This is a genomic window from Pseudomonas sp. FW305-E2 (genome assembly GCF_058782925.1).
Genome location: NZ_JBYSYE010000023.1, coordinates 64,584 through 79,606 on the forward strand (window position 1 = coordinate 64,584; position 15,023 = coordinate 79,606).

Below are 15,023 nucleotides of genomic sequence, written 5' to 3' on the forward strand. Positions count from 1 at the left end.
CCTCAGTCGACCAGTTTTGGCAACAGCCGGTCCAGCCGCTGATGCAAGGCACTGCCATTGGGCCAGTTGCGCAGCAGCCGTGCCCGGTCACGGGCATAGGCCGGTGCGAAGCTGAGCTGGGTGGCGTGCTGGCACATGGCATCGAGGTCGATCAGCGACCACTGGCCGTTGTGCCAGAACAGGTTATGGCCTTTGAAGTCGCCGTGGCTGATGCGCTCGCGAATCAGCTGCTGCATCACGTGCACCAAAGCATCCACCTGCTCCTCGGGCGCATCGCCGCTTTCAACGTAGGGCGCGAAGCATGCCGTCAGGTCCGGGCCGTCGACATACTCGGTGACCAGGTAAGCACGGCTGCGCAGGCCCAGCACCCGCTGTTCCAGCACCGCGAGGGGGCGTGGCGTGGCGATGTCGAGGAATTCCAGGCGGTGGCCTTCAATCCAGGAATGCCAGGCCCGGCTTGGGCGCCAGAAGCGCTTGAACCAATGTGCGGTGTTCTTGATGTTGTAGCGCTTGATCACCAACGGGCGACCATTGACCTCGATGCGCGCCACGCTGGCAGCGCCACCGGTCTTGTACAAATGGCCTTTGTCGATCAGCGCATCGGCCTGCTCCAGTACAGGCTGCATGGCCTCGACCTCACTGCGGCGGATCGCCTGCAAGCCCGAGAGGGTGCGCTGGACGCTGAACAGGCTGCACTCGCGGCCAGCCTTGTCCAGATAGTCCTTCTGGCGCCAGGTACGCACCTTGTCCACCTGTTTCTGCAGGGCTTCCAGCGGCAACGCATGCTCGGCATTGGCCAGCAGGTAATGCACCAGCAGCTCTTCGATGAACGGCTCCAGGCGCTTGGGCAACTGGGCGAAAAACACCCCGAGGTTTTCCAGCACCCGTGGTCGCGACAACTGCTGACCGGGTGTTTCCGCCCTGATGCCCGCACCGTCGATCAGGTACAGCTTGCCGGCATGGCGCAGCAGGTTGTCCAGGTGCAGGTCTTCCTGCCAAAGGCCTTGGGCGTGCATGTGCGCCACAGCCGTGAGCGCTTCGCCCAGTACCAGGTGCTGCTCGTCCGCCAGCACTGGCAGGTTTGCCACTGCGGCCCAGGCATCGGCCAGGCTTTGGGCACCGTCAAGGAACTCGAACAGCAGCCAGCCGCCCTCGCCTTCCTTGAGGCCGTCGGCCAGTAGCGTCGGTGTGGTCAGGCCTTGTTCGGCCAGCAACTTCACACCCTGCAGTTCGCGCTGGAAATGCCGCGCGGCGTTACCACCGACCAGCAGCTTCGCCAGCACCGGTGTGCCACGCCAGACACCAGCGCCCACATAACGCTGGCCCGGCAGCACACGCAGCAGGGTGAGCAGTTGCAAGTCGGCACTGCCGGCGGCATCAACCAACGTGATACTCAGGGGCAGCGTCGGGCTGCGCCCGGCATCCTTCAGTTCAGACAAACGCATCAGCGAGCCTCTTTTTCACGACGGCGTTGCGTCAGCCGTTGCAGCCAGGTGTCGACCAGCGCGCCGTCAGCCGGCTGCCCCAGGTAGGTCGCCAGCAAAGTACGTACATCCTGCACGCGCCAGGCCTGCGCGCGGCGCAGCAGCGGCTCCAGGTCCTTGAGGCGGTCACGCATGCCGAACAGCAGCGGCCGGGTCTTTTCCAGGTCGATCAATTGCGCGTCCCAACCCTCGCGGCGTTGACGCAGGAAAATGTGCTTGGGGTAGAAGCAGCCATGCACCTGGCCGGCGCTGTGCAGGGTGCGCGCCAGCTGACCGCAGGCCTGCAGGATGCCAGTGCGCTCGGCTTCACCCAACCGCGGCCACTGCGCCAGCAGGCTGTCGAGGTCGGCCCACTCGTCCAGAGCGCGGGTCATCAGGATAGCCCGGTGCTTGCCGCCCTGCTTGCGCTCGCCGTAGAACACCGCCTGCAATGCCGGAATGCGCAGCTTCTGGTAGCGACTGATGTTGCGGAATTCGCGGGCGAAGGTGGGCTCGCCGAACGGCCGGTGCAAGGTACGGGTCAAGTAGTCGCTCTGGCGCTTGAGGTAGTAGCCCTTGCCTTCGAGTTCCAGACGGAAGACGCTGCTCCAGCCACCACGGCCGGTGTTGGGTTCGTCCACAGCATCAAGTTGCAGCGCCCACAGCGCCTCGAAGTTGTCCAGGCCATGGCGCTTGAGCAGCGCGAGGTCCGCGCTGGCCAGGTAATCGGTCATTCCCTTCCCTCGAAAAAGCCCAGTACCCGATGAATGCGCTTTTTGTCACGCACATTCAGCCGGTCGCGGCCACGGTATTGCAGGTAGAAGCGCAGGCGCTGGGTAGCTGACAGGTGGTATTTGGCCACTTTGTCCAGGCATGCCAGGTCCTTGATCATCCGGTGGCGCCACATGAAACCGCGCCAGAAGTCGCCGGTAGGGCAGTCGATGAAGAATAGCGTGCCTTGGTCATCGACCAGCAGGTTGCGCCACTTCAGGTCGTTATGGGCAAAGCGGTGTTGGTGCATGACCCGGGTATGGCGCGCCAGTTGACGGCTGACATGGTCGACCCAGGCGCGGTCGGCCAAGCGCGCATCGTTGTGTTCGGCCAGGGCCGACAGGTCTTCGGTGTGCGGCAGTTCACGGGTGATCATAGCACCACGGCCAAAGGCCAGGCCGTTGCGCTCCAGGCCCCAAGCCACGACTTCGGCAGTGGGGATACCCCATTTGGCGAACTGCTTGAGGTTTTGCCATTCGGCCTTGATGCGTGGCCGCCCCAGGTACCGGCGCATGTGCTTGCCGGCCCCGGTGTAGCGCTTGACGTAGTAGTTGATCCCGTCACGCTCGATGCGTACCACCTCACTGAGCGGGTCGCGGGTCAGCCGTTCGCCCTGGAGGGCGAACACCGCGTCGAGGCTGCCGAAGTCCGCCGCCAGGTGTTCGTACCCCGGCGCCAGTGTCCAACTCGCCATCAGAGTGCGTCCCCATAGCGTTGCTTGCGATCGTAGAGTTTCTGGGCCTTGCGCTCCAACCAGGCGAGCAGCGCGGCTTCGTCCTTCAGCACCTGCCGCAGCGGACGCTGGAAGTAACCGCGCAGGAAGCGCAGCTTGTCGCGTTGGGTCAGGCCAATGTCCAGGGCCGAAAAGTACAGCGCAGCCAGGTCCTTGTCGCGCCAGCGGCGGCTGATTCTGGCACGGGTTTGCGCGCGGTGCAGGTCGATCACCGACAGTTTGAAGTCATCCGCCGTCACCGGTCGGTCGGTGTGCAGCAGGAAATGGCAGATGTAGCAATCGCGGTGGTTGACCCCGGCGCGGTGCATCCCGCCAGTCATCTTCGCCACCTCGGCGATAAGTGCACGCTTCAGGCGCGGCTCAGGCGGCTGTTTGACCCAGTCGATGCTGAAGTCTTCCAGGCTGATGGTCGGCGCCAGCTCTTCGGTGATGATGAACGAGTGCTGCGCGGCCGGGTTGCTGCCACGCTCGCCATAGGCGACTGCGGTCATGGTAGGCACACCCACTTCATGCAGGCGCTGGATGGCCTTCCACTCCTGGCCGGCACCGAGCACCGGCAGCTTGGCGGTGAACAGGTTCTTGAAGATCTCGCCCCAGCCGATGCCACGGTGGATCTTGACGAAAAAGCCCTCGCCAGCCACTTCGGTGCGCAGCGTGCGGCGCCCTTCCAGCTCGCGATAGACCTCGCCTTGCAGCGCCTCCACGGCGTCGAAGGCATCACGCCCGGCCCACAGGCGTTTGAAGGGTTCGGCCAATATCAGCTTCATGCGTTTTTTTGCCCCAGGATCACGTCGGCAGCATGCTGCGGCATGCTGTACAGATCGGCGCTATCGGCAAATGCCAGGCCATTGCGCGACCAGCTGGCACGCGCCTGCGGGTCTTCGAGCATGCGCTGCAGATAGCCGTTGAGCTGCTCTTGTTCGAACGGCTCGTCCAGCACCAGGCCGCTGTCGGCCTCGGCAATGTAGTGGGCATAGCCGCACACCTTGGACACCAGCACCGGCAAGCCGGCGACCAACGCTTCGAGCAGCACCGTACCGGTATTCTCGTTGTACGCCGGGTGAATCAGCAGGTCGGCGCCCAGCAGGAAGCGCGGGATGTCGCTACGGCCCTTGAGGAACTGCACCTGGTCGCCCAGACCCAGGGTAGCGCTTTGCAGCTGGAATACCTTGGGGTCGTCCTGGCCGATCACCATCAGCCTGGTGCGTTTGCGCAGGGCTGACGGCAGCGCGGCCAGTGCCTTGAGGCTGCGGTCCACGCCTTTGGTCTTGAAGCCTGAGCCAATCTGCACCAGCAGCAGGTCGTCCTCCCCCAGGTTGAATTCCTTGCGGAACTCAGCGCGGATCTCGGCGGCATTGGCCGGCGCACGGCGATCCTGGGAAATGCCTGGCGGCAGCAGGTGGAAGCGTTCTACCGGGGTGCCGTAATGCTTGATGAACAGCGGCTGCTGCACTTCGGAAATCATCAGCACTTCGGTATGGGCGTCCTTGGCAAACACCGCACGCTCGTACTCGGCAAAGTGCCGGTAGCGGCCCCAGCGGCGGTACAGGCCACCGCGCAGGGTCTGTGCCTTGTCCTCGAAGCAGCCGTCGGCGGCGTAGTACACGTCCAGCCCCGGCATCTTGTTGAAGCCGATCAGGCGGTCGACCGGGCGCTTGGCCAGGTCGGCGGCCATCCAGGCGCTGAGCTTCTCGTTGCGGCGGTGGTTGAAGATCGCCTTCACCGGCGCCACCAGCACTTCGAAGCCCGGCGGAATGTCACCCTCCCAGATCAGCGTATACACACGGATCTGGTGGCCCCGCTTCTGGCATTCCAGGGCAATGCGCATGAAATCGCGCTGCAGCCCGCCGAAGGGGAAATATTTGTAAAGCACGAAAGCCAGTTGCATCAACGGACATCCTCAGCCAGCAGCAACGCGCTCAAGCGGCTCGCCACATGCTCGGGATTCAGGCGAGTGAAGCACAGTGGCCACTCGCGTTTCAGATCGAACCGGGCCAGGTCATCGGCGCTCGGTTTGTAGGTGCACTTCTTCTGCAGGCAGGGAGCGCAAGGCCAGTCACTGGCCTGGTGAATCTGGGTCCGTCCGTAGGCGCCAGTCAGGCCCGGGTTGGTTGGGCCAAACAGCGAAAGGGTGGGCACATCGAGTGCCGCCGCCAGGTGGCCAAGGCCGGTATCGACCGCCACGCAGGCCTTTGCCGCCGCCAGAACACGAGCGACGCCGGCAAGGTTCAATTTGGGGAGCACCTGGCAGTTGTTCAAGCCTTGGGCAATTCGCTCGGCCCGCGCCTTCTCAGCCGGATTACCCCAAGGCAGGCGCACTTCCAGCTTGCGCCGGCCCATGCGCTCGGCCAGTTCGCGCCAGTAGGCTTCGGGCCAATGCTTGGTCGCCCAGGTGGTGCCATGCAGGAACACCACATAGGGCGCAGCCGGGGGCAGTTGCAGGCGGTCGAGGTCCAGGCCGTAGTTGCCGATGCCTTCTGGCAGGTCATAGGCCAGGGCCATGGCAAACAGTTGGCGTACCCGCTCCACCGCGTGCTGGCCGGTAGCAACCGACAGAGGCCGGTCGTAGAAGCGGCTGGCCCAGCCTTCGCGCGCCGAGTAGCGGTCCAGGCCGGCGACGGGTGCCTTCACGTAACGGGTCAACCAGGCCGACTTGACCAGGCCCTGGGCGTCGATCACAAGGTCGTACTTGCGCTCGCGCACGCGCTGCTTGAACGCCTTCCACTCGCCACTCTTGATGGTTTGCCAAAGGTTCTTGCGCCAGCGACGAATCGCCACCGGGATGACCTGGTCGACCGCGGGGTGCCAACTGGGGATTTCGGCGAAGCCTTCCTCCACCACCCAATCGAAACGGATACCGGGAATGGCATGGGCGGCATCGGTAAGCGCCGGCAGGGTGTGGATGACATCCCCCAGCGACGAGGTCTTGATGATCAGTACCCGCACTTAGTCGACCTCGGCCACGGTATCGATCAGGTCCGGTCCGCTGAGGCTGTGCAGGGCGGCAATCACTTTGCCCGGTTCCAGCAGACGCAGGCAATTGTAATGGCCGAAGCGACAGGTGCGGTCAAAGCACGGGCTGCACTCGATACCGGTGCGCACCACTTCCACCTGTTCGGCCAACGGTGGGGTGAAGCCGGGGGAAGTCGAGCCGTACACCGCCACCAACGGACGGTTCAGCGCAGCGGCCACGTGCATCAGGCCGGAATCGTTGGACACCACGGCATGGGCGCAGGACATCAGGTCGATGGCATCGGCCAGCGAGGTCTCACCGGCCAGGTTGGACGACTCTTCACGGAACCCCGGAATCAGCCGGTCGCGGATCTGCTCACCGACCGAGTGATCGTTCTTCGAGCCAAACAGCCACACTTGCCAGCCTTGGCGAATCATCGCATCGGCCACAGCGGCATAGTGCTCTGCCGGCCAGCGCTTGGCTTCGCCAAACTCGGCGCCAGGGCACAGCGCCAGTACCGGACGGTCCAGTTCCAGGCCGAACTTGGCCAGGGCGGCGTCACGGCTTTGCGCTTCGATCTGCAGGCTGGGGCGCGGGTATGGCTGCGGCAGCTCGGCGCCGGGTGCGTAAGCCAGGGCCATGAAGCGCTCGATCATCAGCGGATAGCGGGCCTTGTCCAGCTTGCGCACATCGTTCAGCAGGCCGAAGCGCATTTCACCGCGCCAGCCGGTGCGTTTGGGAATGCCGGCAAAAAAGGGCACCAGCGCCGACTTGAGCGAGTTGGGCAGCAGGATAGCCTGGTCGTACTGGCCGGCCAGGGACTTGCCGATGCGCCGACGTGTGGCCAGCTCCAGCGCGCCGTGGCCGAGCGGGAAGCTCAAGGCCTGACGCACTTCAGGCATGCGTTCGAGGATCGGCCGGCTCCATTCAGGGGCCAGCACGTCGATCACGCAGTCGGGGTGCTGCTGTTTCAGGCACTGGAACAGGGTCTGCGCCATCACCATGTCGCCGACCCAGCTGGGGCCAATGATCAGTATTCTCATGCTTAGTCCAGAAACGCTCGGGGAGGCTACAGGCTGCGGTACAGCCTGGCCTCCCCTCTTTATATTCAGGCTATGTGGCCGACAGTGTAACACCGGTGGTGAGGCATGAGCCTTTGGGGCTGCTTTGCAGCCCATCGCGACACAAGGCCGCTCCCACAAAAGGTACTGCATACGCCGGCCAATGGTGGGAGCGGCCTTGTGTGACGAAAGGGCCGCACAGCGGCCCCAACGATCTCAAGTCAGCCCCAGTTCACCCCAGATCCGCCGCACTTCACGGCGTTCATCGGCAAACTGTGCCGCATCGATCACCCCGGCCTGCTTCTGCAGCGCCTGGCGGTGGGAGGCCGAGCGGAACGCCTTGTACACTTCACGCAACAGCACCGCGTCACTGGCCGGCATCAAGTTCGCCTGCTCCAGCTCTTCCAGAATGCGGATGTTATCGGTCCATCGAAGTATGGCCGGATGGTCATGGGACCAGGCCAAAGCGGCGTATTGCACCATAAATTCGATATCGACGATACCGCCGGCATCCTGCTTGATATCGAAGGGTACACCGGCGTCGAAGGCGTTCGCCGCGGTACCGGCAGCCGTAGCCTTGGTACCGAGGTTGTCACGCATCTTGGCGCGCATTTCACTCACCTCGCCGCGCAGCTTTTCCAGGTCGCGGGCCTGGCCCAGTACCTTGGCACGCACACCTTCGAATGCAGCCCCCACCTGCTTGCAACCCACCAGCACACGGGCCCGCACCAGCGCCTGGTGTTCCCAGGTCCAGGCTTCGTTCTGCTGGTAGCGCTCGAAGGCGCCCAGCGAGCTGACCAGCAGGCCCGAGGCGCCGGACGGGCGCAGGCGCATATCCACGTCGTACAGTTGGCCCGAGTTGGTCTGGGTGGTCAGCAAGTGGATGATGCGCTGCCCCAGACGCGTGAAGAACTGCGCGCTGTCGATAGGCTTCGCACCGTCGGTTTCCGCCTGCGGATCGCCGTCATGGATGAAGACCAGGTCCAGGTCCGAACCGTGGCCGAGCTCCAGGCCGCCCATCTTGCCGTAACCGATGATGATGAAACCCGGGTCGCACAGGCTGCCGTCGCTGCGCTTGGGTTGGCCGTGGCGGGCCACGGTCTGGCGCCAGGCCAAGGCCAGCACCTGGTCGAGGATGGCTTCCGCCAGCCAGGTCAGGTAGTCGCTGACTTTCATCAACGGCAGGTTGCCGCTGATTTCCGAGGCGGCCACGCGCAGGCTGTGGGCCAGCTTGAAATGGCGCAGCGCCTCCATCTGCTGCTCCAGGTCGTCCTCGGGGATGCGCGTCAGGCGCTCGCGCAGCTCGCTGGCCAGTTCTGGCGCCAAGGGCGGGCTGAACAAGCGGCCCTCATTGAGCAGTTCGTCGAGCAGCAGCGGGTAAAGGGCAATCTGCTCGGCAATCCACGGGCTGGCGGCGCACAGCGTCAGCAAACGGCGCAAGGCACCGGGGTTTTCGGTCAGCAGTACCAGGTAGGCAGAACGCCTTGCCACAGCCTCGACCAATGGCAGCACCCGCTCAAGCACCAGGTCAGGGTTGTCATGCTCCACCGCCTGAGCCAACAGCCGTGGGATGAATGCGTCAAGTCGCTCACGGCCGATGCGCTGCATCGAGCGCAACTGCGGGCTGGAACGCAGCCCGGCCAGGCGCCTCAAGGCTTCGGCGGGTTGCTTGAAGCCAGCCTCTTGCAATTGCCGGCCAGCGGCTTCTTCATCCTGCGCCTGCTCCCACAACGGCGACCACTCACCACCCACCACCAGTTCGCCTTCGCCGTCTTCATCATCCGGGTCGGCAATGACCTGGCGGAAATGCCAGTCAATACGGCCACGCCAGTACATCAGCTGGTCGTGGAAGCTCTGCCAGTCGGCAAAACCGAGCACATAGGCCACGCGTGCCTGATCGGTCTCACCTTCCGGCAACATTTGCGTCTGGCGGTCGGCGATGGCCTGGATGGCGTGCTCGGTGTAGCGCAGGAACTCATAGCCCTCGCGCAACTCGGCCACCACTGCTGGCGGCAGGTAGCCTTGGCCTTCCAGGGTGGCCAGCACCTTGAGCAACGGCCGCTGCTGCAGGCTGAGGTCACGCCCGCCGTGGATCAGCTGGAAGGCCTGGGCGATGAACTCCACTTCGCGAATACCACCGGCACCCAGCTTGATGTTCTCGGCCATGCCCTTGCGCCGCACTTCCTGCTGGATCAGCTGCTTCATGGTGCGCAGCGCTTCGATTGCGGAAAAGTCCAGGTAGCGGCGGTACACGAACGGGCGCAGCATCTCCTGCAACTGCGCGCCGGCCGCCTGGTCGCCGGCCACCACCCGCGCCTTGATCATCGCGTAACGTTCCCAGTCACGGCCCTGGTCCTGGTAGTACTGCTCCAGTGCATTGAAGCTGAGCACCAGGGCACCCGCCGAACCATAGGGGCGCAGGCGCATGTCAACGCGGAATACAAAGCCGTCGACGGTAACCGGGTCCAGTGCCTTGATCAGCCTTTGGCCCAGGCGCGTGAAGAACTCCTGGTTATCCAGCGAGCGCTTCACCCCTTCGGTTTCACCGCCCTCGGGAAAACCGAAGATCAGGTCGATGTCCGACGACAGGTTAAGCTCTACCGCTCCCAGCTTGCCCATGCCCAGCACCACCATGTGCTGCGGCTGGCCGCTGCGGTTGCCGATGGGCGTGCCGAATTGCTGGCAATGGCGCGGGTACAGCCATTGGTAGGCTTCGTCGATGGCCGCATCGGCAAGGTCCGACAGGTCGCGGCAGGTTTCGCCAAGTTCCGCCTGACGGGTAATGTCGCGCCAGATAATGCGCAACTGCTGGCGGTTGCGCGCGCGGCGCAGATTGCGCGCCAGCTCGTCCTCGCTCTGTGCCGCCTGGGCTGTTGCGGCGATTTGCCCGCGCAGCTCACCCGGGGCGTATCGCCGCTCCAGCTCGCCACTGGCCAGCAGGGCGAACAGCATGGCGGGCTCGCGCTGGGCCAGGCTGAGCACGAACTCGCTGGCAGCAGCCACCTGGTCGAACTGCTGCCGGTGCAGCGGGCTCCAGGCCTGCAGGTCGAGTTCGGGGTGGCCGGCCACGGCATCGCTGATGAACTGCTGGTTGCGAGTGACCAGCGGCTGCAAGGTGGCAGGCAGATCGGAGGGCAAAGGTAGGCGCATGGTCTATCCTTGATCGGCGTGAAATAGAGGGGAAAAAGCGGCCAAGGGGAAGCCGGACCACGGTTGGACTGTCGTACAAAAGTTGGAAATAGCTGAAAAAAACGAAAACTTGGCAACAAACATCAAGAACCACCCGTTCGCGACACAATGCCAACCAACATGAACGTTTTTCCTCACAAGCCAAGGTGCGACCAAACGTCGCACAAATGTAGTTTTACTACTACTCGTGTCGTGTAAAAGCATGAAATGCGAAAGCAAATGTAGTAAAACTACAACGCGCCGGAAGACACCCCGGTAATCCAAGAATTCACGACGTCTGCCCATAAGGCCAGTCGCAATCTCAGGCAATCGATTCTGGTTGCCTTTCCGCCCTGGAGCAAGCCATGCAAGACCTCGATCCAATCGAAACCCAGGAATGGCTGGATGCCCTGGAGTCGGTCCTCGACAAAGAAGGCGAAGACCGCGCTCATTACCTGATGACCCGTATGGGCGAGCTGGCCACCCGTAGTGGCTCCCAGCTGCCGTATGCGATCACCACGCCATACCGCAACACCATCCCTGTCACCCACGAAGCACGCATGCCTGGCGACCTGTTCATGGAACGCCGCATTCGCTCGATGGTGCGTTGGAACGCGCTGGCCATGGTCATGCGTACCAACCTGAAAGACTCGGACCTGGGCGGACACATCTCTAGCTTCGCCTCCAGTGCCACCCTGTACGACATCGGCTTCAACTACTTCTTCCAGGCCCCTACCGAAGAACACGGCGGCGACCTGGTCTTCTTCCAGGGCCACGCTTCGCCTGGCGTCTACGCCCGTGCCTTCATGGAAGGCCGTATCAGCGAAGACCAGATGAACAACTTCCGTCAGGAAGTGGACGGCAACGGCCTGTCTTCGTACCCGCACCCATGGTTGATGCCTGACTTCTGGCAGTTCCCGACCGTTTCGATGGGTCTGGGCCCAATCCAGGCGATCTACCAGGCACGCTTCATGAAGTACCTGGAAGCCCGTGGCTTCATCCCGGCCGGCAAGCAGAAGGTCTGGTGCTTCATGGGCGACGGTGAGTGCGACGAGCCGGAATCCCTGGGTGCAATCGCCCTGGCCGGCCGCGAGAAGCTGGACAACCTGATCTTCGTCATCAACTGCAACCTGCAGCGCCTCGACGGCCCGGTTCGCGGCAACGGCAAGATCATCCAGGAACTCGAAGGCGTGTTCCGTGGCGGTGGCTGGAACGTCAACAAAGTCGTCTGGGGCCGTTTCTGGGACCCACTGCTGGCCAAGGACACCAACGGTGCCCTGCAGCGCCGCATGGACGAAGTCATCGACGGCGAATACCAGAACTACAAAGCCAAAGACGGCGCGTATGTTCGCGAGCACTTCTTCAACACCCCGGAACTCAAGGCCATGGTCGAAGACCTGTCCGACGAAGAGATCTGGAAGCTCAACCGTGGCGGTCACGACCCGTACAAGGTCTACGCGGCGTATCACCAGGCTGTGAACCACAAAGAGCAGCCGACCGTCATCCTGGCCAAGACCATCAAGGGTTACGGCACCGGTGCTGGCGAAGCCAAGAACACCGCGCACAACACCAAGAAGGTCGACGTCGACAGCCTGCGTCACTTCCGTGACCGCTTCGACATCCCGGTCAAGGATGCCGACCTGGAGAACCTGCCGTTCTTCAAGCCGGAAGAAGGTTCTGCCGAAGCCAAGTACCTGGCCGAGCGCCGCGCAGCCCTGGGTGGCTTCGTACCGCAGCGCCGCGCCAAGAGCTTCAGCGTGCCGACCCCGCCACTGGAAACGCTGAAAGCGATCCTGGACGGCTCGGGCGACCGCGAAATCTCCACCACCATGGCCTTCGTGCGTATTCTGGCGCAGCTGGTCAAGGACAAGGACATCGGCCAGCGCATCGTCCCGATCATCCCGGACGAAGCCCGTACCTTCGGTATGGAAGGCATGTTCCGCCAGTTGGGCATCTACTCGTCGGTCGGCCAGCTCTACGAGCCAGTCGATAAAGACCAGGTGATGTTCTACCGCGAAGACAAGAAGGGCCAGATCCTCGAGGAAGGCATCAACGAAGCCGGCGCCATGTCGTCGTTCATCGCTGCCGGTACCTCGTACAGCTGCCACAACCAGCCGATGCTGCCGTTCTACATCTTCTACTCGATGTTCGGTTTCCAGCGTATTGGCGACCTGGCCTGGGCCGCTGGCGACAGCCGCACCCGTGGCTTCCTGATCGGCGGTACCGCCGGCCGTACCACCCTCAACGGTGAAGGCCTGCAGCACGAAGACGGTCACAGCCACATGATGGCGGGCACCATCCCGAACTGCCGCACCTACGATCCGACCTACGGCTACGAGCTGGCGGTGATCATCCAGGACGGCATGAAGAAGATGACCGAAGAGCAACAGGACATCTTCTACTACATCACCGTGATGAACGAATCCTACCAGCAGCCAGCCATGCCGGCCGGTGTCGAGGAAGGCATCATCAAGGGCATGTACCTGCTGGAAGAGGACACCCGCGAAGCCGCACACCACGTACAGCTGATGGGCTCCGGCACCATCCTGCGCGAAGTCCGCGAAGCCGCGAAGATCCTGCGTGAAGAGTTCAACGTCGGTGCCGACGTGTGGAGCGTCACCAGCTTCAACGAACTGCGCCGTGACGGCCTGGCCGTGGAACGCGCCAACCGCCTGAAGCCTGGCCAGAAGCCACAGCAGACCTACGTCGAGCAGTGCCTGAACGGTCGCAAAGGCCCGGTTATCGCCTCTACCGACTACATGAAGCTGTTCGCCGAGCAGATTCGCCAGTGGGTACCGAGCAAAGAGTTCAAAGTCCTGGGTACCGACGGTTACGGTCGCAGCGACAGCCGCAAGAAGCTGCGTCACTTCTTCGAAGTCGACCGCCACTTCGTGGTGCTGGCTGCCCTGGAAGCCCTGGCTGACCGTGGCGAGATCGAACCCAAGGTTGTTGCAGACGCTATCGTCAAGTTCGGTATCGACCCGGACAAGCGCAACCCACTGGACTGCTGAGGAGTATTTTTAAGTGAGCGAACTCATTCGCGTACCTGACATCGGCAGCGGTGAAGGTGAAATCATCGAGCTGTTCGTCAAGGTCGGTGATCGTATCGAGGCTGACCAGAGCCTGCTGACCCTGGAGTCCGACAAGGCCTCCATGGAAATTCCGGCGCCCAAGGCCGGCGTCATCAAGGAACTGAAGGTCAAGCTGGGCGACCGCCTGAAAGAAGGCGACGAACTGCTGGTCCTGGAAGCCGAGGGCGCCGCTGCTGCGGCCCCTGAGGCTCCGGCTGCTGCCGCTGCTCCAGCTCAGGCTGCTGCGCCGGCCCCGGCCGCCGAAGCCGCCCCTGCTCCGGCCGCAGCCCCGGCTGCCGCCAGCGTGCAGGACATCCACGTGCCGGACATCGGTTCGTCGGGCAAGGCCAAGATCATCGAAGTGCTGGTCAAAGTCGGCGACACCGTCGAAGCCGACCAGTCGCTGATTACCCTGGAGTCCGACAAGGCTTCCATGGAAATCCCGTCGCCGGCCGCCGGCGTGGTCGAAGAAGTGCTGTGCAAGCTGGAAGACGAAGTCGGCACTGGCGACCTGATCTTCAAGCTGAAAGTGGCGGGTGCCGCCCCGGCTGCCGCGCCGACACCGGCTGCTGCTGCTCCTGCACCAGCCAAGGCTGAGGCTGCTCCGGCTGCCGCACCTGCCGCTGCCGCCCCGGCTGCTGCCCCTGCACCGGCTGCGACCGCACCGGCCGCTGGCAGCAATGCCAAGGTTCACGCAGGCCCCGCTGTTCGTCAGCTGGCCCGTGAATTCGGTGTCGAGCTGGGTGCAGTTGCTGCCACCGGCCCGCACGGTCGCATCCTGAAAGAAGACGTGCAGGTCTACGTCAAGGCCATGATGCAGAAAGCCAAGGAAGCGCCGGCAGCCGCCGGTGCGACCGGTGGTGCTGGCATCCCGCCGATCCCTGCCGTGGACTTCAGCAAGTTCGGTGAAGTGGAAGAAGTGGCCCTGACCCGCCTGATGCAGGTCGGTGCTGCCAACCTGCACCGCAGCTGGCTCAACGTGCCGCACGTGACCCAGTTCGACTCTGCCGACATCACCGAGCTGGAAGCCTTCCGCGTTGCGCAGAAGGCCGTGGCCGAGAAAGCTGGCGTGAAGCTGACCGTGCTGCCTCTGCTGCTCAAGGCCTGCGCCTTCCTGCTCAAGGAACTGCCGGACTTCAACAGCTCGCTGGCGCCAAGCGGCAAGGCCATCATCCGCAAGAAGTACGTGCACATCGGCTTTGCCGTGGACACCCCGGACGGCCTGCTGGTCCCTGTGATCAAGAACGTCGACCAGAAGAGCCTGCTGCAACTGGCTGCCGAAGCCGCTGCACTGGCCGAGAAGGCGCGCACCAAGAAGCTGTCGGCCGACGAGATGCAAGGCGCTTGCTTCACCATCTCCAGCCTCGGCCACATTGGCGGCACCGGCTTCACGCCGATCGTCAACGCGCCGGAAGTGGCTATCCTGGGCGTCTCCAAGGCGACCATGCAGCCAGTCTGGGATGGCAAGGCCTTCCAGCCAAAGCTGATGCTGCCGCTGTCGCTGTCCTACGATCACCGTGTGATCAACGGCGCTGCCGCCGCGCGCTTCACCAAGCGCCTGGGCGACGTGCTGGGCGATATCCGCACCATGCTGCTGTAAGCCAGCACACTGCCCCTCCTTGCGAGGGGCAGTACCCTTTTCGAGCTGCCACGCTCGTACCTCAACCCCGTCGATTGGCGGGGCTTTTTTTTGCCTGGAAAAAGCTGGGAGGGCTTCGCCCTCCTTTCGCGACACAAGGCCGCTTGTGTCTTGATGGGGGATTAGAATCTGGAGTGAGAGCGGTGAATGGCAAGCTGAATGCC

General features: G+C 63.4%; 10 protein-coding genes. 2 read left to right on the forward strand and 8 right to left on the reverse strand.

Annotation, left to right across the window (positions count from 1 at the left end):
- Positions 1 to 2: 2 nt before the first annotated feature.
- The 8 genes from AC3WLP_RS17530 to glnE form a co-directional block, all read right to left on the reverse strand.
- Complete coding sequence (locus AC3WLP_RS17530; protein ID WP_011953270.1) at positions 3 to 1,445, reverse strand: lipopolysaccharide kinase InaA family protein; 1,443 nt, start codon at positions 1,443 to 1,445, stop codon at positions 3 to 5.
- Entirely contained in the window at positions 1,445 to 2,197 is a 753-nt protein-coding gene (locus AC3WLP_RS17535; protein ID WP_003255640.1) for a lipopolysaccharide kinase InaA family protein, read from the reverse strand. The genes AC3WLP_RS17530 and AC3WLP_RS17535 overlap by 1 nt, the downstream gene beginning before the upstream one ends.
- Positions 2,194 to 2,928: a lipopolysaccharide kinase InaA family protein gene (locus AC3WLP_RS17540; RefSeq protein WP_014755099.1), complete on the reverse strand. Its 735-nt coding sequence runs from the start codon at positions 2,926 to 2,928 to the stop codon at positions 2,194 to 2,196. The genes AC3WLP_RS17535 and AC3WLP_RS17540 overlap by 4 nt, the downstream gene beginning before the upstream one ends.
- Positions 2,928 to 3,734 (reverse strand): lipopolysaccharide core heptose(I) kinase RfaP, encoded by an 807-nt coding sequence (gene rfaP, locus AC3WLP_RS17545; protein WP_003255644.1) that lies wholly within the window; start codon positions 3,732 to 3,734, stop codon positions 2,928 to 2,930. The genes AC3WLP_RS17540 and rfaP overlap by 1 nt, the downstream gene beginning before the upstream one ends.
- Entirely contained in the window at positions 3,731 to 4,855 is a 1,125-nt protein-coding gene (locus AC3WLP_RS17550) for a glycosyltransferase family 4 protein (RefSeq protein ID WP_088513531.1), read from the reverse strand. The genes rfaP and AC3WLP_RS17550 overlap by 4 nt, the downstream gene beginning before the upstream one ends.
- Complete coding sequence (gene waaC / locus AC3WLP_RS17555) at positions 4,855 to 5,913, reverse strand: lipopolysaccharide heptosyltransferase I (RefSeq protein ID WP_003255648.1); 1,059 nt, start codon at positions 5,911 to 5,913, stop codon at positions 4,855 to 4,857. The genes AC3WLP_RS17550 and waaC overlap by 1 nt, the downstream gene beginning before the upstream one ends.
- On the reverse strand, positions 5,914 to 6,963 hold the full coding sequence (gene waaF, locus AC3WLP_RS17560) for a lipopolysaccharide heptosyltransferase II (protein ID WP_088513532.1): 1,050 nt from the start codon (positions 6,961 to 6,963) through the stop codon (positions 5,914 to 5,916).
- A gap of 234 nt (positions 6,964 to 7,197) precedes the next feature.
- Complete coding sequence (gene glnE, locus AC3WLP_RS17565; RefSeq protein WP_003255650.1) at positions 7,198 to 10,131, reverse strand: bifunctional [glutamate--ammonia ligase]-adenylyl-L-tyrosine phosphorylase/[glutamate--ammonia-ligase] adenylyltransferase; 2,934 nt, start codon at positions 10,129 to 10,131, stop codon at positions 7,198 to 7,200.
- 383 nt (positions 10,132 to 10,514) lie between these two features.
- On the opposite strand from glnE, the gene aceE reads away from it, so the two are divergent.
- Both aceE and aceF read left to right on the forward strand, forming a co-directional pair.
- Positions 10,515 to 13,160 (forward strand): pyruvate dehydrogenase (acetyl-transferring), homodimeric type, encoded by a 2,646-nt coding sequence (aceE, locus tag AC3WLP_RS17570; protein WP_003255651.1) that lies wholly within the window; start codon positions 10,515 to 10,517, stop codon positions 13,158 to 13,160.
- 13 nt (positions 13,161 to 13,173) lie between these two features.
- On the forward strand, positions 13,174 to 14,820 hold the full coding sequence (gene aceF / locus AC3WLP_RS17575; protein WP_088513533.1) for a dihydrolipoyllysine-residue acetyltransferase: 1,647 nt from the start codon (positions 13,174 to 13,176) through the stop codon (positions 14,818 to 14,820).
- Positions 14,821 to 15,023: the final 203 nt, after the last annotated feature.